Below are 17,727 nucleotides of genomic sequence, written 5' to 3'. Positions count from 1 at the left end.
CTAACAAACAACTTTAGTAGTGATTGAGTAATCCATCCTCGTCGGCAAACACAGATGGATTATTCTTTTTGTTTATTTTGTTTGCTCAAGTGACCTCACCTACATATTTATTTTAGTTAAATTAAGTTTATTAAGTTTCTAGTACATAAGGTATTTACGGTAATTGTATTGTTTTTATATGCTCTAAATTCCGACAAACCGTTTCCCCTTCAGCTGTTATAAGAATCAATTTGTTATTACGAGCCTTTTGGAGTAAGCCTATTTTTTCAGTATCTTCTCCACCATCTATAATAACTAGTTGATTTTCTAATCTTTTCAACTGTTCATCAAAAGATCTAGCTAAAGGAGCCGATATAGGCACCAGAGGTAGATTTTCCTTGTTTAAGGAATACGGTATCGTATTAGGGGGATACGGAATTAGCCATTTCACATGATTCATCGAAATAAACATTGTTTTGTACACAGGGGAGTGAAAAACAAAGTAGTCGTTCATAATGCTGGTTATATAACCATGAATGGATTTATTCCCTGTGACATAAATCTTGACAAACAAACCTTTAGCAATAGTTAATGCTTTACGAAACGATATGATATCCGATTCAATTGGTTTTTCTGAAGGAGGGTTATAAGAGGTATATTCTTCTTCTAAACTGGTTTCTTTCAATCTTTGAACATGAACAAATGGAATGTAGAGGTATGAATCGGCCCTGCCATCGTATAAAACAATGATGTCCAACCCAGCATCTACTAGGATTCCTGTGTGAATAACACCTCCTGAAATTTCAACCTCAATTAATATTCCTATTGAATCTACAAAATCTATAAGCATCTTAATTCTCCTTTTTGCTCAAATTATCGTTGAAGTGCTCCACTAAAGAGCCAAGAGACCCAATAATACAAGACAACTAAGGTAAACAATGTCGCAGGGGGAATAACGACAACTGTGATTTTTATATATTGCCACCAACTGATCATTACTTTCCCTTTCCTTACGATATGCATCCACATCAGCGTAGCAAGCGTTCCCATTGGAAGTAGTAACGATCCCATGTCGCTGCCAATTACGTTTGCTAAATACGCAATTTTCAATTCAAGTAAACTTAGATTCATATGCGTTAACGTGAGTGTTCCAACCATGAGTGCTGGGTGATTATTAAAAAGATTGGAGAGAACAGATAGAAGTACACCCATCATGACACTCGCATGCAGCAGGCTTCCAGAAACGATTGGTTTCATGAATCCAATCAACCAGTCCGTTAAACCAATGTTATTGAGACCGTAAATGATGGTATACATACAAAAGGCGAAAACGATAATATACCACGGCGTTTTTTTGACCATATCGGCAGGGGATATTTTTAAATAAGCCCATCTCCACCCTAAAAGGACAAGCGAGCCGATAACAGCCATAAGAGAGACTGGAATATTCACAAACGAAGCGACAAAGAGGCTAACACGGACAGCGAATACGAACAACAGAACATTTCGCATAAATCTTGAACGAGCTTTTTCCGAAGCATGCTGAATTCCTATATTTGATTTAAGTGGGTGGTAAGAAGGACTTGTCAGACCCGAAACATTAGTAGGAACGGTTTTCGGCAAGATTCTTCTAAATCGTAGGAACAGGAGAACAACTAGCAAAAGTAAACCAAGAGTTGCTGGAACAAACATCATCGCCGTATGCAAATACAAACTCATATGCACAATTTTTAGAGCAATCAAATTTACAATGTTACTTACACCAATTGGAGCACTCGAAGCAGTCGCAATTAAGGCTCCAGACAGCAAATACGGAATTTTTTGATGGTTTTTTAAGCCCATGTTGTTTAATAACATGACTAGAATTGGGGTTGTGATCAAGATACTTCCATCGTTATTGAAAAAGAGTGTCATGAGAAAACATAAAAGATTGACGTACCAGAATAAACGAATTCCTGACCCCTTTGACATGGCAGCCAGTTTTTCTGCCATCCAGTTAAAGAACCCAAAACTCTCTAAGACAATCGCCATGACAATCGTTGCCATAATAGTAATGGCTGCACCACTTATAGTGTTTGAAATTATACCCAGGTCTGTTAATGAAACACTTCCACTGAGTACGACAATGACCGCACCTATTGTTGCAGGTATGGCTTCATTAATGTTTCTAGGTCTCCAAAGAATAAATCCGAGGGTAACCAAAAAAGTGGTGATGGTTATCCAAACGGTTAAATGACTCATATTTTTTCTCCTTTCATCTAGCTAGTTTTTCATGATGTTTCCATGAGACGACCTAACCACCTCACTAACTTAGTCCACTCTTGTCCCCCCCCGCCATCTATCCCTCTTGTGATTTTGTACTGTATGTATATGTATCAAGAATAAGACAGGCTTTGGGTTTGTACCCTTTTTTCAAAGAAATCAACTAGAGTCTAAATAAATATTTTTAGACATTACACCTGCCAAGACAGAAAACAAGCGACAAAAATAAAAAGCGAAGCTTAGTCAGCCACGCTCAATACGGTTTAATCTTATTTTTAACCTACTGCTTTTGTCTTTAAGTAGGCATGGGATTTTTCTAGTTTGATTATCTAAGAAATTGTGAAGAATTTTACTTATAATAAACGGGGGCAAGCGTTAAAGAAGGGGCTGCTGTGGCAGGCTCTTTTACTTATGGAGTTAAAGGTTCAAAATAGGTAGAAAAGAAATTCCTTGTAAGATTTTCTTACAAATTAAGTGAAAAAGGTGAGATGAAAGTATTTAATTTAATTGAAGTTTTACATAAATTTATTGGAGGAAAAAAGAATGAATATTGAAGTAAGAATAGCTAATTTGGCTGAGATTCAGATAGTTCATAAAATTATGTTAGATGCTTTTGAAGAATATCGATTCCTTGATGTTCCTTCAAGTGCTTTAAATGAATCAGAGGAAGAATTGCAAAATGCTATCAACAGTGGTTCAGAGAAGGCGTTAATATGTATGGTTGACGAAATACCCGTCGGTTCATCAAGATTTAAACTAATGGATGATTCCATATATTTTTCAAGATTATCAGTGTCACCTCATGCAAGAGGAAAAGGAATAGCAAAGGCGATGTTATTGTGGCTTGAAAAATATGCTCATGAAAATAGTCATATTAAAAGAATGGAATGCAGAGTTCGAACCTCTTTACCTAAAAATATTAGTTTATATAAAGCGATGGGTTATATTGTTTATAAAGAAGAAGTGGTAACCAATCCTAATGGTTTTTTAGTTAAAACAGTGGTAATGGAAAAAATACTGTAAAAATTTCATTGTGATGTTGGTAGTCAGGGTGTATTTATACGGCCTTTTAGCGATTAAGTGGAGAAATTTAATGACATGAGTTAAATGAAAAAGCCGGTCAGTGACCGGAGTATTCTTAAAATAATTATAGTCTAACCGTAACCTCAGTACCTTCCTTAGCTTTGACATCTACCAGCACGATACCTTTATGTTTTTTCAGTTCCTTGACGATTGGTATTAGTGTTTCTTTGTCTATCTGTGGAATGGTAAAGTCCAGTTTTTTTCTTTCGAAGTGCTCTTTTGTCCATTTGTTTGCATGTCGATGAAGAAATTTTGAAGACAGAATGGAAATACCAATGTTTAAAATGGCATATGGAATAGGGAGGGTGAACCGGACGTCTTTTGCTTTCACTTTTAAATGCAGCATAAGCAAATCTCTATTCTATGAAGACAGAAACGGTATCTCCGTTTGCTGACTTTACATCAACAATTTGGCCATCCAATTCGTTTTCGATTGCTTCAATAATAAGGTTTATGTCTATATCTTTTACATATTTTTCGGATTGAGGAATACTCGCAGCGATGCTATGTCCAGCCATTAATACTACCTTGACAAGTTTTATGGGCAAATTGACCGTGACGTTATCATTTTCAGCTGATACAACACGAATTTTTAATGTTTTATCTAAATATTTAGTTGGTTTTTCTAACAGCTTACTTCCTGCTTCTTCTTTCTCTTTTAATACTTGGATAAGCTCTGATCCCTTATCTGCATCAATTTTCCCTTCTTGCACCATCGTTAATACTTTTGCAATTTCCTCTTTCATGGTACATTCCTCCCTATTCATCTTTTAACAACTTAATGGCTTCTTCTGGAGTGATTTCTCCATTTTCCAACATGGCGACAACCTTTTTCTCGTCTACTTCATTTTTCTTCTTCTGCACATACCCAAGGGACGATATTATGTCTGTTAGCTTGCCTCGAACCGTTGGATACGAAATCCCCATTTCCTTTTCAACTTCTTTGATATTTCCTCTGCATGTTAAAAATACTTCCACAAAATGAAGCTGATCCTTTGATAATGACGCCAGCTTGGATAATTCAAACTCATTTTCAATCGTTGTGTGACAATGAGAGCACTGCAACTTCGTAATCTTCAGTGTTTTGCTGCAGACAGGACAATTTGTGATCACTTTATAGGCCATAATGAATTCCTTTCTTTTATTTGATTTGATTATATATCAAGAAATTCAAATAGTAAATAAGAAATATTAATATTTTTAAACCAAACATTAAAATAATTAATTCAAAAATAAATATTATTAATTTGATGTTTATGTTTATCTTCATTTTGTGATTTTCTAATTAATGTCACATTTATTTCTGCTTGTATGAAGAAAAAAGGAAGGATTAAGTTGAAAAAAGGAAACAGAGGGTGCTTCAGTTTGCCTTGAAGGCTCGATTGAGTTGTGTTAGAGGAAAACAAAAAACTGTCCAATATATCTTATAGGACAGTTTTTTCTCCCAACGATTCTTTAAGAAAAGTTGTTAAGTAATCGACATTGGAAATTTTCTTGTTACATTCTGTGCTATCGAAGCAAATATAGTTTCCTATCGCTTTATAGTAATCAGGATTTTTAGCCTTTTTTGCTTTTGTAACGGTGGAGATATAGGCAACCTGACCAAATCGATTACAGAAGGAACAGATATTATCCTTATTAAGGATTGTATATTTGCATTCAATTCCAACCATTTTCTCATCTAGTTCATACACAATAAACTTCTTATTTGTGCTGATATCCACCCAGCTTAAATACGTAAGCTGATTTAGATTCATTTTGTCTAAGTCAGGGAGCTTTAATTTTTTATTTTTGGGAAACATCTTTTTCAATTGCGCTTCAGCGATCTTTGGAAATGGTAACAGATAGTCATGAAGCTGCTGAATGTATCTGTCATATTCATGGTCGGTTTTAAGTGGAGAAAGATCTAACATTTCCTTTTGTGCATTAGTTGCATTTGGAAAAAGCCCTATTATTTTATTGTTCGCTAGGTCCTTTACGGCCTGAATCACATTTGGGGCCGCATTCTTTTTGTAGCCATCTTTAATCAGGGCTACCTGTTTATGAATAAAATTAAAGTCAGCATTCTTGATAAACTTTTCGGTCATACTTTCAACCTCCTTTCATTTATTTTAATTAATCACTCTGGATGGGGAAATGTAAAATTCAACTTAGAAATGTTCTTTACATAAAAAAGCACGGACGAAATCATCCATGCTTTGAATACACTATTTTTTTGATTGTTTCTATTGAAAGGAAATATTCATCAGCTAAATCCTGAATTGTAGTGCCGCTAATAAAGGCGCTTTTTATATTGGCATTGCGCTTATCCAGGAGCTTTCTTCCACCACTAAGGGTGCCCCATTTTCGATAAGTCGATTCCGATTTAGGAATATAAATAGTTTCCCCCTGTACATATTTCTGAATCTCGATGATTAGATTCTTAGGTAAAATGTTGCTTGCATTTACATATTTCATGACTGCCAGCTCCTTATTTAGGAATTGATTAAATAAGGTGCAAAGCCAAGAGATGAAATAGGCGATAAGAATGTAATTTAGTTTTGCCCCATGCAAAGTATCGCCTTTTCCATATTAGGCTTTGCATGAGTAGCAGAAGTACCAGACAATCTCGAAGGATTCTCCAATTTTAAGCACCCCCTTCTTGACACTATTATAACAAAGGATATGCATTTCTTATTAAATTTTACATATTCATTCTGGGTTTAATTTAAATCTCATGTCCTTTTAGGGGTGCCCATTTCGGAATCCTTACTTTCTTAAGAATTTTGTAAGATTTGATTATGTTTCCCGATGAATATCCAAGATTTATTCAAAAGACTTCGAAGTTAATTCCGTTTGTTTGGTAAAATGTCATCTTACAAAAACCATTCATTTATAGCAGATATACAAAGCAAAGAGTTGAAGAACCAGCTGCCATTCTTGGCAGTTTTTTTGTGGAGCTAACGGGGAGGTTACTTGAGTAAGCAAAATATCTTCGAAATGTGCAGCAAGCAATAGCTTTTTAAATGTTAGGCTATGTTAAAGCATATTCCTGATTTTGGCACCCTGTTGATCTACGTTCCAGGCCGCGAAGACTCCTGCGGGAGGACGGGGCAGGGGAGACCCCGCAGAAGCGCAGCGACGAGGAGGCTCCCCGGACCGCCCGCGAACCGCACGCGCCTGGAGCGGAAATCAACAGGCAAGTTTAATAGAGCCAAATGTTAAGAGAATGTAAAGATATGTAAAGATTTATTCTTGTCCAATTCGATATTTATCGTTCTGACATACGATGTTATATCTATTAATTAAGGGAGTGATGATGGTTATGGTGTTAATTTTCCTTTAATCGTGTTGCTTTTCATCCTATTAATTATTGTCAGTATCTTACGTTAAATACTAGTTATAAACTAGCGGAACAATTAAATTGTTCGAAGCTATTAGCTCTCAAGGAGGAATGAGAAAAACATGGAAATTGAAGTCACGATCATCATGCCTTCATATAACCGCTATCCCCTTAATCTGCTTAGCCTTTATGCATTGGAGAAACAGAACTTTGATTTATCTAAAATGGAAGTAATATTGATTGATGACGCCTCTACCGACCAGACCCCAAAAATTAAGGAGTATCGTCCTTCCTACCATTTTCAATATATTCGTAATAGAACCAATGTTGGGGTTGCTGCTTCAAGAAATATCGGAATTAGACATGCGAGGGGAGAGATTATTATCATTTTGGATGCAGAAACCATCGTTTCCCCTAGCTATGTTGCCCTTAACTACCAGCACCATCTGAATCACGACAAATCTGTGGTTATTGCAGGAAGCAAGCGCGGCCGTATTTATACCTTTTTATCCCCGGATTTTACTAATAATCAAATCAACGCGATTTATAAGTGGAGTGAAAAAAATTCCCTCTTCAACCAACGCCTTAAAGAGGTGGTACCGCAAGAACTGACACTTAGTAATTTAACGACTCATATCAGGCTTTTAGAAGAACCCCAACAAGTGGTTAAGAGAGCGGATATTGAAGATATTAAAAATTTATGCTCGATCGTAAAATACAGAAGTTATGCTCATCAATTATTAAACTATCTTACGAATGATTTTGATAGCAGCCCATTGCGTTGGATGGCTTGCTTAGGTTTCCTTTCTATTAAAAGAAGTTTTATAGAGGAAGTCGGCGGCTATGAGGAGGATTTCAAAGGGTGGGGACCCGAGGATGCTGAATTTGCTTATCGATTATATAAAGCCAATGCTAATTTTATTATCGAAGAAGACTTAGAATCGTTTCATCAGGAACATCCGCCGTCGACAACCAAGGAAGAGGCTATGAACAGAAATCGCCTGTTTTTTCAACAAAAGCATCCGGTTCTTGATGTATCGATTAGAGCTCTGCACTCTATTCATCCGACGGATTACGGACTCATGGAAAAGATTATATTAGAACATCAATCCCTTAAAGCAAGCTTTCCCAATGAGTTTCATGAATTTAACCGCGCAATTATAACCTTACTTCATCAAATTCGTATAAATATTGCAGAAAACCGTCCCCCTGTTAACCTAGTTCGAAATACCGAATTTAGCGATGACTTGATTGCAATGGAACGTATCCAGATTGAGAGAAATCAAATACAATCCTATGGTAAATACAATCATCTTGTATGGTTGTTCGATAAACTTAGGACGATCTAAAAGTATAGGATTGTAGAGAGCTAGCCTTTTTTATTGAACTAACGAGTGCAAGAGTTTAAAGATCCGGCTGTCATTCTTGGCAGCTTTTCTTATTCTAACTGGTGCGTGTGCGGCCGAGCCTAGATCGTATCATATAGCGGGTGGGATTCCCGTCGAGTAAGAACTGGCCATTTTTATGGCAGCTTTTTTGAGTGCGATCAGGACAGTTTAGTGAAAATATTCCATTCATTGGTTTCGTATTGACAAAAAAAGCTTAATATTTTCGCCAATACGTGAAAATAAGATGGTCCCTAGACGAAGGGGCCATACCAATTTGGGAAACCTAAACTACTTTCTAATGTATACTTTGTACCATAAAGATCATAATTTACATGTTGTTTATGAGTTTATGTCGATCATCCGTTTGAGGAGGTTCCTCAAACCATCCATGTTTAATCATAATTTCAATTCCCTCTTGACCGTAGAAATAGACATCTTTCGTTAATAAGGCTGTTTTTAATGCTATATCGTTTCTTAAGGAGAAAAATGTCCCAAAGCTGCTTCCGACAATGCAAAAACCATTTAAAAAGGTGATGCAATGCATCATGAGCTTGTCTGAAAACGGGGCAACGGTTGAAGATGTTACTGTGCTTCCAGCAGTGGCGGAAAACTGAATATCATTTTCTAAAAGTATTCCTTGGTATGTTTTAATTTGTTTTTTTGCAAGTTCTTTCCCTTTTTCAAAATATTGTCTAACCTCTTTGTTCTTTGCACATTGGGCAAATCCTGTAATCAGCTGCATTCCAATATTATTTGTTTCGATTCCATGATGAAGAAAACCTACCTCAATGTCATTTAATGCTCTTTTTTCACTGAATGGTTTAAATCCTCTCATGTAGCTTTTGCTTTCGATAATCTCTGTTGTTTTGGGCATTGAAACCTTTGGCGGAAGAGTAAGTATTCCTTTTTCAAGCAAATAACGGGTACTTAGCTTATAAATTTTTTGTGTAACACTTGTAAGTCCCTCATATATCGATATAACCTCGCTAGTATATGCCATATTCAAATTAATGGTGTACATGCCCATACTAACTTCTTTTAAAATACGAAGAAGCATTATGTCAAATCCATTGTCGTATAACTTAGGTGCTTCTAAATTTACATCTTCTTTATTAAATCCAATAGGAGTTACCATTCCTTGTTTATGAAATATTTTTTCCATTTCTATAACATAATAATTTAGGTCTTGCCACAACCCTCCCAAAAGATTCCTGGCTTCTTCGTCATCTGTATTTTTCATAAAATATTCTAATATTCTCATAATAAGAGTTTTTTCTTGATATGTAAGCCAAAGTGTTCCAACCTCTGATGCACTTATGGGATTTGTTAGAATCAAAAGAATTCCACCTTCTCTTCTTTTGATTAAATTATTCCCTAATTTATCGATAAAAATTCGACTAATTCTCAAATATGAAATAGTTATTTAGTCGGTCTTTGGCCAAATGTTTATGATAAATAAATTTATAAGAAAAACCACTTACAAAGACTCTCCCTGTAACTTTCCAAGCCAGATCTGCTTGACACGACACCAATTAAAGTCCTATTATAAATCGGACACCAATCGGAGTCTTTTCATAATCCGAAAGTAGGAGGAGGGTGATTTTGACCGATACTAACAAAATGAGGGATGTGTATGTTACGGTTGCCGACCCGACTCGACGTGAACTGATTCGTCTATTGGCAGACGTAGAAGAATTACCTCTTCACGTCCGCCTTAACCGATTCAAGCAAGCTTGCCAAGTGAGTCATGGAGAATGATTCAAGGGTGATGAATATTCAAATAAAGCCATTAAAGTGACAGAAAGAATTGGAGAAATTGAGAATGTTCATTCTTGACTGTCAGCTGATCGAAAAATTGAAGAGGGGTGTTCCTTGATGACAAATAGTAGTATGAATCCTAAGGTTGATGAATTTTTAAGTAAAGCTAAAAAGTGGAAGGAAGAATATGAGAGGTTGAGAAATATCGTTCTTGACTGTGAGCTGACTGAAGAATTTAAGTGGATGCATCCTTGTTACACGTTTGAAAAAAAAAACATAGTTTTAATACATGGATTTAAAGAATATTGTGCGCTTCTGTTTCACAAAGGTGCCTTGTTACAGGATGCCCATGGGATTCTAATCCAACAAACGGAGAATGTACAGGCGGCGCGCCAGATTCGGTTCACCAATGTTCAAGAAATAGTTGAAATGGAATCCATCTTGAAAGCCTATATTTATGAAGCCATTGAAGTTGAAAAAGCCGGTTTGGAAGTAAATTTTAAAAAGAATACAGAATACATAATTCCGGAAGAATTTCAAAATAAATTAAATGAAATCCCTGCCTTGAAAACTGCTTTTGAAGCATTGACGCCGGGACGGCAAAGAGCATACATTCTTTATTTTTCGCAACCCAAACAATCCAAAACTCGAGAGTCAAGGGTTGAAAAATATATGCAGCAAATTCTCAATGGAAAGGGATTAAATGATTAGAGGGCACTTATATACTTGATGATAGGAGAATAAAACTAATGCAATTATGGAAAATAAAGAAATTGACAGGACACCAATTAGTGTCATGTGATAAAGACACCAATTGGTGTCTGATTTAAAGGGGGGGTGATTTTGAACGATAAAAATCAAGAGCGTGATGTTTATGTAGCCATCGCTGACCCAACAAGACGTAAATTGCTACGTTTGTTGGCAGATGCCGAAGAGTTACCTCTTCACGAATTAACCGCTCAATTTCAAATGGGTCGTACTGCTGTTTCTAAACATTTGGCTATCCTTAAAGAAGCTGGTCTAGTTGCCGACCGTAAAGTTGGTAGAGAAACAAGGTATCGGCTGAATGCTGCCCCGTTAAGAGAAGTTGAGGATTGGGTATCGTCTTACAGGAAATTCTGGAGTGAAAGAATATTACTTGTAAACCAAATATTAGATGAGGAATAAAAAATGGATTTAACAGTATGACAAGATTTTAATTTTAAGAGCCCGATCAATAAGGTGTGGAACGCATTAACAGACTCGGATACTCTTGCAAAATGGATAATGGAAAATAACTTTAAACCAATCGTGGGTCATAAATGTCAATTCCGAAATGAGCAGTGGAATTTAATTGTAGATTGTGAAGTATTAGTAGTTGACGAGCCTTATAAGTTATCTTACACATGGGTAGGTGGTCCAATAAACACTATAGTCACATGGACATTGAAGCAAGAGGATGGAACAACCTTCTTACATCTTGAACAAACAGGATTCGAAAAAGAAGATCAAGCGTTCAATGGTGCGAAATATGGTTGGGCGAAAATGGGCGAAGAACTTAAAAAAGTGTTAGAGGAAATGTAAGACCAAACCTCTGAAGTGAGTTTTTTTAGTATTAAGCTAACTTATAGGAAAAAGCAAACGGCTCAGTATAGGACTGATCCGTTTGCTTTTTTAGTTTGTGGATATTTAATTTGAAGGATTAAAACAAAAAGGTAATTTAAGATCGGTATAAGGAGCCAGCCTTTTTTAGTTTTTATATTTCGACATTTTTCTGCATTTTAAGAAGTGTAACAAAATACATAAGAGATTAGAATCATAAAAAGTTTGTTGATTTTATTGACTTTGCCAGTCATTACCGTTGCTAGTGAGTATATTAATTTTTGTTTAGTTGAGAATTTGTCAAATCTTGACCTTTTTTTTAGCTTTCATCACTTTCATATTATTTGTAAAATATAAAAAAGTTAAAAAACATTTATAGGAATAACTAAATGAAATTGGATTTATTAGTGGAGTGGAATGAACAAAAAATTTAGAATTATATAAAGGAGATAGAACAAAATGTACAAGTATACAATCTATGTAACACATAAAGGTAAAGTTTATCAAACCAACGTAATAGCTACCAAAAACCAAACAGAAGAAGAAGTTTATCGTATCGCAAAAGAACAAGTTCTTAAACAATGGGAAAATTAAATACGGGATCCTTCACTCTATCATGTAAGAACGTAATTATCTTACATTTTCTGCGGTGAAATTCTGTTTTATGGATGGATAAAAGAGGAGGGTGTGACTGGATTAACGGACTGTATCAGTTTAAACATGTCTAACCATTTTCGTTAAGTAAATAATTAAAAACAATATTTTTATACTTTAACGCTTTAAACTATTGAGATAATATTCAAAAAATGATACTATTTCAATAGTTTAAATTCTTCTGAGTTTAGACCTCCTATAAGGCTTAGACTAGACCACTAAGCTTTCTTTGAACCTTTGATTTTATTGATCAAAGGTTATTTTTTTCGCTTTCCTATAAATTAACTAAAAAGAATTTTCTTCTTTAAAGGAATCTATAAAGAAGATAAATCAAAATAAAAGGCTATGTTGAAGTTTATTGTTGATTTTGGCACCCTGTTGATCTACGTTCCAGGCGCGAAGACTCCTGCGGGAGGACGGTGCAGGGGAGACCCCGCAGAAGCGCAGCGACGAGGAGGCTCCCCGGACCGCCCGCGAACCGCACGCGCCTGGAGCGGAAATTAACAGGCAAGTTTAACAGAGCCAAATAAAAAAACATTGATTAAGTCATCCCAATGTATTAAAACCATTTTTTCCATCCTCATTTTATAGGAAAAGTGAAAAATATATGTTGCTAATATTTTTTATTATTGTTGCACATCCTAGAGAAATAGGAGGTGCGTTAATTTTGAAGAATGCAAGATTTTTATTAATACTTATGATGATTCTTCCCTGGTTTTCGCTTCCACTATTGGGACGGGGTACAATAAAACGGTTTCTTCCAGCAACTATAGTTATCGCCTTTGTCATAAAAATAAATAACATTACTGCAAAGAAAAAAAATTGGTGGCGGTTTTATAATAGTATTCATCCTAAAATGGATGGAGATATTCCTTTTATTTTGGGTCCTTACTTTCTTTCTGCTCTATGGAGTCTAAAACTCACTTATGGCAAGCTACCATTATTTATGATTACCAATGCAATTGCTCATTTCTTGTTTGCTTTTCCAGGATTGAAATTATTAAAACGGTTAGGAATAGTGTCTTTAGTCCGATTAAAACCAATCCAATTGACCGTATTACTTCTTTTTAGAGCGGTTCTCCTATACGGTTTTCAATTTGCTATAGAAAATATTAAGCAAAATAATATGTTTAGAAGCTTCAAACTCAACAAAAAGTTTTAATAGTACAACCCTATACAGCACTTTTTTCAACTAACACGTGTGTTAGTTGAAGATAAATGCCGCCGGTCAGGTGGTCTTTTTTTATGTACGAAAAAACCATTTTCATACATTTATAAAAATACTATGAGAAGCAGTTGTCCAGACTGCTTCTACGAGTGTATGTGCTGAAATAAAATGAACCAATTTATTCAGCTTATTATTCCTTTTCATTTCCTCCAAAAATAATTTGACCATTTGCATCATAAACTGTTACCTTAACTGGTAATTTAACTTTATCTTTCTGAAAAGTAGCATACCAAACCCATAAGTTATTCCGAACGAAAAACCTGTTTGGCTGTATATTGCCTTCACTATTTATAACGATGGTCTTAGCATCATCTCCGGCAAATCCGTATATAACGGAAAAATCCTTTTGGACATTATTTTTAGCTCGCCAGTCTATTGGTCCTCTCTCCTCTTTCTCCTCGTTGAACTCCTGGAAATCCAACTCTGGATAAATAAACTTTTTAAATTCAGTAAACCCTTTATTGGTAAGCACAGGAATAATTCCAGTACTACTCTCGGCAAAAACTAAATTTGAATTAGTATCAAACAAAAGAATTTTTTTGCAATCGCCAAATTGTGATGATACTTTTTCACAGATTCTTTCTTCCAAGGATGTAGTAGGAATAGTAGGACTAGCAGGTTTAGTAGGACGTGATGCCAAAAAATAAATTCCCACAATTAACCCTAAACAGAGTATTGTCATTAATATTTTTTTACTCATCTCAATCGCCCCCCATTGCAACTAACTATATATTATTCAGATAATTAAATTATAAACCACACGCTGTCTTTAATAAGTATTTATATAGTTTAAATATTAAATAGTTTAAAAACATGATCATAAAAAAAAGACTGTTAGGTGCAGCCTTTATCATTAAGAACATTCATCGCAGCAATAAACTGTATGACCATTTAAATCCTTTTCTACATAAATGAAATAAGGTTCATCTTGGTCAATTGGAAGTCCGCAGTGTACGCAATAAATGTATTCTTCACAAGGTTGATTGCATTGTTGGTCCAACCTATCACCTCCTAAAATTTAATTAAAAAAATTGAAGAGCAGCAGTTCAAAATGAGAGTTGTCCTAATTTTCCACATGTTAAAAAATTTAGATTTTCATTCTAGTAATAATTTATGCAAAAAAAAGAGAAAGGAAATTACGAAGTTACTAGTTTTTTTATTTTTTTATTATTGGTGTAAAGATTGTGCTTAAAGTAACGGGAGCGGTGCTTCAACAAAATAGGTGGGAGATACAATAGTTACCAATATCGGAATTAAACTGAAACGGATGAATGGTTAGAATTAAATATTCCTGATTGATTTCCTGCTGATGCAGTCCGAATAGGCCTCGCATTCGGACAACCCAAGGTCATTCTATTAAAGAATGGCTTTTTTGTGGCTTTTATCAGGCCATTCATAGTAAACCAAATTGACATCCCATACCTGTTTTTGTATAGTAAGTGGCGAAGATGATGATTGGAGTGACTCGTTTGATTTCGAACTCTGAATTACAAAATTTAGATCTTATCGACTTAATAAGTGAGCGGCATAGTTTGGTTCGGAAAATTTCTGAGAATGCCTGGAATGATCAAAGTGAGATTTATATTTCCAATTCCGAATGGTATATTATGGCGAGGATTTATAAAAAAAATCCTAGCATTTCATATGTTACAAAAAATGTAGAAATTTCGCGTCAGGCGATCCATAAGTTTATTCAAAAGCTTTCTGAAAAAGGTTTAGTTGAAATCAAAAATGTTGAAAACAACAAAAAAGAGAAGTGTATCCGGTTAACCGCTTTAGGCGAAGAATGCTACGAAAAAAACGCGGCTCTTAAAGCCCAACTTGAGAATAAAATCGCAGAAAAAATAGGTAGTGAGCAAGTTACTATGCTTAAAGAACTATTAAAGTTAGATTGGGAAATATAAATTTAACAGCTGCTAAATAATCAAAAACCCCTGCGTCGTTCATTTAGTTGAACGACGCGGGGGTTTTTTCTTTTCATTCTTTTATCAATATGTGAAGGATTCAAGTATTTCTTGGGCTTCCGCTTTCTGGAGTGGTTCAAGCATGACTACTTTATCCGTATTAACAGGAATACTGATCGTCAATTGCCGATCATTATCCATAGGATGTAATTCATAATAGGTTCTTGTCGTTCCTGAAACGGTTTTCTCGCATATATCATCAATTTTGCAAATGCCATGTGCGGAATAGATGACCAAATCTCCAATATTAAACATTTGTTCACTCCCAATCAATAACGTCAACTAAGTTGATAATAACTCATCTCTTTAATTTTGTCAACTTGGTTGACAACAAGAAAAATTCTTTGATATAGTTAACGAATTGTTAGTATCAGGGGGTGTACTACGGCAGTTACTTTTGCTAATTATCTTAATCGGTTTTCAGCAAAAGGGAAAAAAGGGGTAAGAGAAAATTTTTATAGAAGGGGTTTTAATAAGTGAATGTACAAACTGCTCAGAATCAACGAATCAAAACAGATTCCATGGTGAATAATCAAATCAAAACAGGCCTGATCATGGCAGCGCTTTTTGTGGCAGGCTTTGTCGGACTTTTTAGTGAAACAGCCTTAAATATTGCCTTAGGGGACTTAAGTCAAATATTTAGTGTGAATGCAACGACGATCGGCTGGTTAGCGACAGGCTATTTCTTAACATTAGGTATTTTAGTGCCGATAACCGGTATTTTGATGCAAAAATTTACCACTCGTCAAATGTTTATGACGTCTATCTCACTATCACTTATCGGGACCATTTTAGCAGCAGTTGCACCTGTATTTAGTCTGTTATTGGCTGCACGTGTAATTCAAGCAGCTGGGTTAGCGATTGCTCTACCGTTAACGCAAAATGTTATTTTCACAATCTTCCCTCCCAATAAACGAGGCGGCGCGATGGGAGTTATGGGCTTAGTTATGTTAGCTGGTCCAGCCTTAGGTCCAACCATTGCCGGGCTTATTTTAGATACATTATCCTGGCATTGGATTTTCTGGGTTACCTTACCGTTTTTATTGTTCTCTCTTATGTTCGGGATCCTCTATTTACCAAATGTTAATGAGGTTCGTAAGGTTTCAATTGATGCCGTATCGGTTGTTCTTTCGACGATTGGATTCGGTGGGGTCGTCTATGGATTCAGTGTTTCTGGTGATGCCGGATGGACGAGTACATCTGTCCTTGGATCGATCATCGTTGGATTTGCAGCACTGATTATTTTTGCCATTCGTCAGACGAAAATGGAGACGCCGATGCTGAATCTAATAGCGTTCAAGTACCCTCTATTCGTTCTAGGTGTCTTTATGACGTTCATTACGTTCTTTAATATGTTATCCATGCTTGTTATCTTACCGATGTATATGCAAATGGCGCTGCTTATTGCTGCTTTTACAACGGGCCTTATCTTGCTGCCAGGAAGCTTGCTTAATTGTATATTAGCTCCAACGATTGGTCGTTTATTTGATAAATATGGTCCGAAAGCGGTCATTACTCCTGGGACCATTTTAGTCGCGATTGGATATGTATTCTATTCACAATTTGGGTCAGACACGGCGTTATGGATGATTGTGGTTACTCATATCGTCATGATGTTAGGGATCGGTGCGGTGCTTGCTTCTGTACAAACGAACACGCTCAATTCGCTTCCGAAACAGTACTATCCAGATGGAATTGCACTTACTCAAACACTTCAACAAGTTGCTGGCGCTATTGGTATTGCGGTGTTGGTATCGATTTTTTCAGCTAGAGAGAGTAGTTATGCGGCAAGCAATGCTCATGAATTACCACAGGCAGCAGCTGCGGGATCCTCAGTCGTGTTTACCATTAGTTTAGTATTAGCAGTGATTAATGTTGTATTGTCTTTCTTTATCAAAAGCCCCATTCATAAAAAGACGAAAGCATAGAAGGGAGATTCGAACAGATGGCAAATCATTATAAAAGTATTGTCGTCGCTATCGACGGTTCAAAAGAGGCTGAATACGCATTTCGCAAGTCGCTCGATGTGGCAAAACGGAACAAAGGTTCACTGGTTACGATCGTCAATGTTATTAATACTCGTTCAATCGAAGCCTATGAGCGTTCAAGTGTTGAACGCGCAGAGCAGGTCAGAGGAGCTTTTGAATGGGTACAAGGCACAAGCTGAGGCTGAAGGAATTGAAAACGTAAAGGTAGTCATCGAATATGGATCACCAAAAACGATCATCACGAAAGAGGTTGCAAGTTTAGTAGAAGCCGATTTAATTATCTGTGGTGCGACGGGGTTAAGTGCTGTTGAACTTTTCTTACTCGGTTCCGTATCGGAAGCCATCGTCCGCACTGCTAATTGTGATGTGTTAGTAATACGGACACCAGAGTGATGATTCTTACCTTAGTTGAGAGTATAGTTAACGAAAAAGCTTAGAATAGTAGAAAAAAAGAACCTTAGGCTTCCATCACAGAGATGGAGTCTTTTTTAGTTACCATTTGGGGGTGTAAGCCGTTCTG

The 17,727-nt window shown here is 36.0% G+C and carries 22 protein-coding genes and 2 pseudogenes; 13 read left to right on the top strand and 11 right to left on the bottom strand.

Annotation, left to right across the window (positions count from 1 at the left end):
• Positions 1 to 154: 154 nt before the first annotated feature.
• The gene (locus tag KW850_RS03595; RefSeq protein WP_218346197.1) at positions 155 to 829 is read right to left on the bottom strand and encodes a DUF2642 domain-containing protein; all 675 of its coding nucleotides are present in this window, start codon (positions 827 to 829) and stop codon (positions 155 to 157) included.
• Positions 830 to 852: 23 nt separating this feature from the next.
• A complete protein-coding gene (locus tag KW850_RS03590; protein ID WP_218346196.1) occupies positions 853 to 2,220 on the bottom strand; it encodes an arsenic transporter in 1,368 nt (455 codons plus the stop codon).
• A 564-nt stretch (positions 2,221 to 2,784) separates the two neighbouring features.
• On the opposite strand from KW850_RS03590, the gene KW850_RS03585 reads away from it, so the two are divergent.
• On the top strand, positions 2,785 to 3,264 hold the full coding sequence (locus KW850_RS03585) for a GNAT family N-acetyltransferase (protein ID WP_218346195.1): 480 nt from the start codon (positions 2,785 to 2,787) through the stop codon (positions 3,262 to 3,264).
• Between the two features lie 124 nt (positions 3,265 to 3,388).
• On the opposite strand, the gene KW850_RS03580 is transcribed toward KW850_RS03585, so the two are convergent.
• The 5 genes from KW850_RS03580 to KW850_RS03560 all read right to left on the bottom strand — a co-directional run bounded on the left by KW850_RS03580 (position 3,389) and on the right by KW850_RS03560 (position 5,781).
• The gene (locus KW850_RS03580; protein WP_218346194.1) at positions 3,389 to 3,670 is read right to left on the bottom strand and encodes a hypothetical protein; all 282 of its coding nucleotides are present in this window, start codon (positions 3,668 to 3,670) and stop codon (positions 3,389 to 3,391) included.
• Positions 3,671 to 3,680: 10 nt separating this feature from the next.
• Positions 3,681 to 4,070: an SHOCT-like domain-containing protein gene (locus KW850_RS03575; RefSeq protein WP_218346193.1), complete on the bottom strand. Its 390-nt coding sequence runs from the start codon at positions 4,068 to 4,070 to the stop codon at positions 3,681 to 3,683.
• Between the two features lie 13 nt (positions 4,071 to 4,083).
• Positions 4,084 to 4,449 (bottom strand): DUF2089 domain-containing protein, encoded by a 366-nt coding sequence (locus tag KW850_RS03570; RefSeq protein WP_218346192.1) that lies wholly within the window; start codon positions 4,447 to 4,449, stop codon positions 4,084 to 4,086.
• Between the two features lie 299 nt (positions 4,450 to 4,748).
• On the bottom strand, positions 4,749 to 5,411 hold the full coding sequence (locus KW850_RS03565; RefSeq protein ID WP_218346191.1) for a FusB/FusC family EF-G-binding protein: 663 nt from the start codon (positions 5,409 to 5,411) through the stop codon (positions 4,749 to 4,751).
• Between the two features lie 100 nt (positions 5,412 to 5,511).
• Positions 5,512 to 5,781: a CD3324 family protein gene (locus KW850_RS03560; protein WP_218346190.1), complete on the bottom strand. Its 270-nt coding sequence runs from the start codon at positions 5,779 to 5,781 to the stop codon at positions 5,512 to 5,514.
• Between the two features lie 843 nt (positions 5,782 to 6,624).
• Between KW850_RS03560 and KW850_RS33870 the strand changes: the two are divergent.
• Together KW850_RS33870 and KW850_RS03550 are read left to right on the top strand one after the other, a co-directional pair.
• A pseudogene (locus KW850_RS33870) lies at positions 6,625 to 6,696 on the top strand (YjcZ family sporulation protein); the annotation flags it as partial.
• Positions 6,697 to 6,768: 72 nt separating this feature from the next.
• On the top strand, positions 6,769 to 7,995 hold the full coding sequence (locus KW850_RS03550; protein WP_218346189.1) for a glycosyltransferase family 2 protein: 1,227 nt from the start codon (positions 6,769 to 6,771) through the stop codon (positions 7,993 to 7,995).
• A gap of 367 nt (positions 7,996 to 8,362) precedes the next feature.
• On the opposite strand, the gene KW850_RS03545 is transcribed toward KW850_RS03550, so the two are convergent.
• Entirely contained in the window at positions 8,363 to 9,370 is a 1,008-nt protein-coding gene (locus tag KW850_RS03545; protein WP_218346188.1) for a DUF3231 family protein, read from the bottom strand.
• Between the two features lie 266 nt (positions 9,371 to 9,636).
• Between KW850_RS03545 and KW850_RS03540 the strand changes: the two genes are divergently transcribed.
• The 7 genes from KW850_RS03540 to KW850_RS03515 all read left to right on the top strand — a co-directional run bounded on the left by KW850_RS03540 (position 9,637) and on the right by KW850_RS03515 (position 13,189).
• Positions 9,637 to 9,792, top strand: a complete 156-nt coding sequence (locus KW850_RS03540) for a hypothetical protein (RefSeq protein ID WP_218346187.1) — start codon at positions 9,637 to 9,639, stop codon at positions 9,790 to 9,792.
• A 117-nt stretch (positions 9,793 to 9,909) separates the two neighbouring features.
• Positions 9,910 to 10,503: a YdeI/OmpD-associated family protein gene (locus KW850_RS03535; RefSeq protein ID WP_218346186.1), complete on the top strand. Its 594-nt coding sequence runs from the start codon at positions 9,910 to 9,912 to the stop codon at positions 10,501 to 10,503.
• A gap of 132 nt (positions 10,504 to 10,635) precedes the next feature.
• The gene (locus KW850_RS33100; RefSeq protein ID WP_256358057.1) at positions 10,636 to 10,959 is read left to right on the top strand and encodes an ArsR/SmtB family transcription factor; all 324 of its coding nucleotides are present in this window, start codon (positions 10,636 to 10,638) and stop codon (positions 10,957 to 10,959) included.
• Positions 10,960 to 11,004: 45 nt separating this feature from the next.
• Positions 11,005 to 11,355, top strand: coding sequence for an SRPBCC family protein (locus KW850_RS33095; protein WP_308128748.1), 351 nt, complete (start codon positions 11,005 to 11,007; stop codon positions 11,353 to 11,355).
• 477 nt (positions 11,356 to 11,832) lie between these two features.
• A complete protein-coding gene (locus tag KW850_RS03525; RefSeq protein WP_144555969.1) occupies positions 11,833 to 11,967 on the top strand; it encodes a BA3454 family stress response protein in 135 nt (44 codons plus the stop codon).
• Positions 11,968 to 12,372: 405 nt separating this feature from the next.
• Positions 12,373 to 12,531 carry a hypothetical protein gene (locus KW850_RS03520; protein ID WP_218346185.1) on the top strand — a complete coding sequence of 53 codons (159 nt, stop codon included), beginning with the start codon at positions 12,373 to 12,375 and terminating at the stop codon, positions 12,529 to 12,531.
• A 163-nt stretch (positions 12,532 to 12,694) separates the two neighbouring features.
• Positions 12,695 to 13,189, top strand: coding sequence for a hypothetical protein (locus tag KW850_RS03515; protein ID WP_218346184.1), 495 nt, complete (start codon positions 12,695 to 12,697; stop codon positions 13,187 to 13,189).
• 196 nt (positions 13,190 to 13,385) lie between these two features.
• On the opposite strand, the gene KW850_RS03510 is transcribed toward KW850_RS03515, so the two are convergent.
• Together KW850_RS03510 and KW850_RS03505 are read right to left on the bottom strand one after the other, a co-directional pair.
• Positions 13,386 to 13,955, bottom strand: a complete 570-nt coding sequence (locus tag KW850_RS03510) for a hypothetical protein (protein ID WP_218346183.1) — start codon at positions 13,953 to 13,955, stop codon at positions 13,386 to 13,388.
• A gap of 153 nt (positions 13,956 to 14,108) precedes the next feature.
• Positions 14,109 to 14,255, bottom strand: coding sequence for a hypothetical protein (locus tag KW850_RS03505; RefSeq protein ID WP_218346182.1), 147 nt, complete (start codon positions 14,253 to 14,255; stop codon positions 14,109 to 14,111).
• 451 nt (positions 14,256 to 14,706) lie between these two features.
• Here KW850_RS03505 and KW850_RS03500 point away from each other — a divergent pair, with 451 nt between their 5' ends.
• Positions 14,707 to 15,159, top strand: coding sequence for a MarR family winged helix-turn-helix transcriptional regulator (locus KW850_RS03500; RefSeq protein WP_218346181.1), 453 nt, complete (start codon positions 14,707 to 14,709; stop codon positions 15,157 to 15,159).
• Between the two features lie 84 nt (positions 15,160 to 15,243).
• Here the strand turns inward: KW850_RS03500 and KW850_RS03495 are convergent, their stop codons facing one another.
• Complete coding sequence (locus tag KW850_RS03495) at positions 15,244 to 15,474, bottom strand: CarD family transcriptional regulator (protein ID WP_256358056.1); 231 nt, start codon at positions 15,472 to 15,474, stop codon at positions 15,244 to 15,246.
• 266 nt (positions 15,475 to 15,740) lie between these two features.
• Between KW850_RS03495 and KW850_RS03490 the strand changes: the two genes are divergently transcribed.
• The gene (locus KW850_RS03490; protein ID WP_218346287.1) at positions 15,741 to 17,147 is read left to right on the top strand and encodes a DHA2 family efflux MFS transporter permease subunit; all 1,407 of its coding nucleotides are present in this window, start codon (positions 15,741 to 15,743) and stop codon (positions 17,145 to 17,147) included.
• A gap of 17 nt (positions 17,148 to 17,164) precedes the next feature.
• A pseudogene (locus KW850_RS03485) lies at positions 17,165 to 17,600 on the top strand (universal stress protein).
• Positions 17,601 to 17,727: the final 127 nt, after the last annotated feature.

The sequence above is a fragment of the Bacillus sp. sid0103 genome, from assembly GCF_019219025.1.
This window is presented reverse-complemented; position numbering and strand designations above follow the sequence as displayed.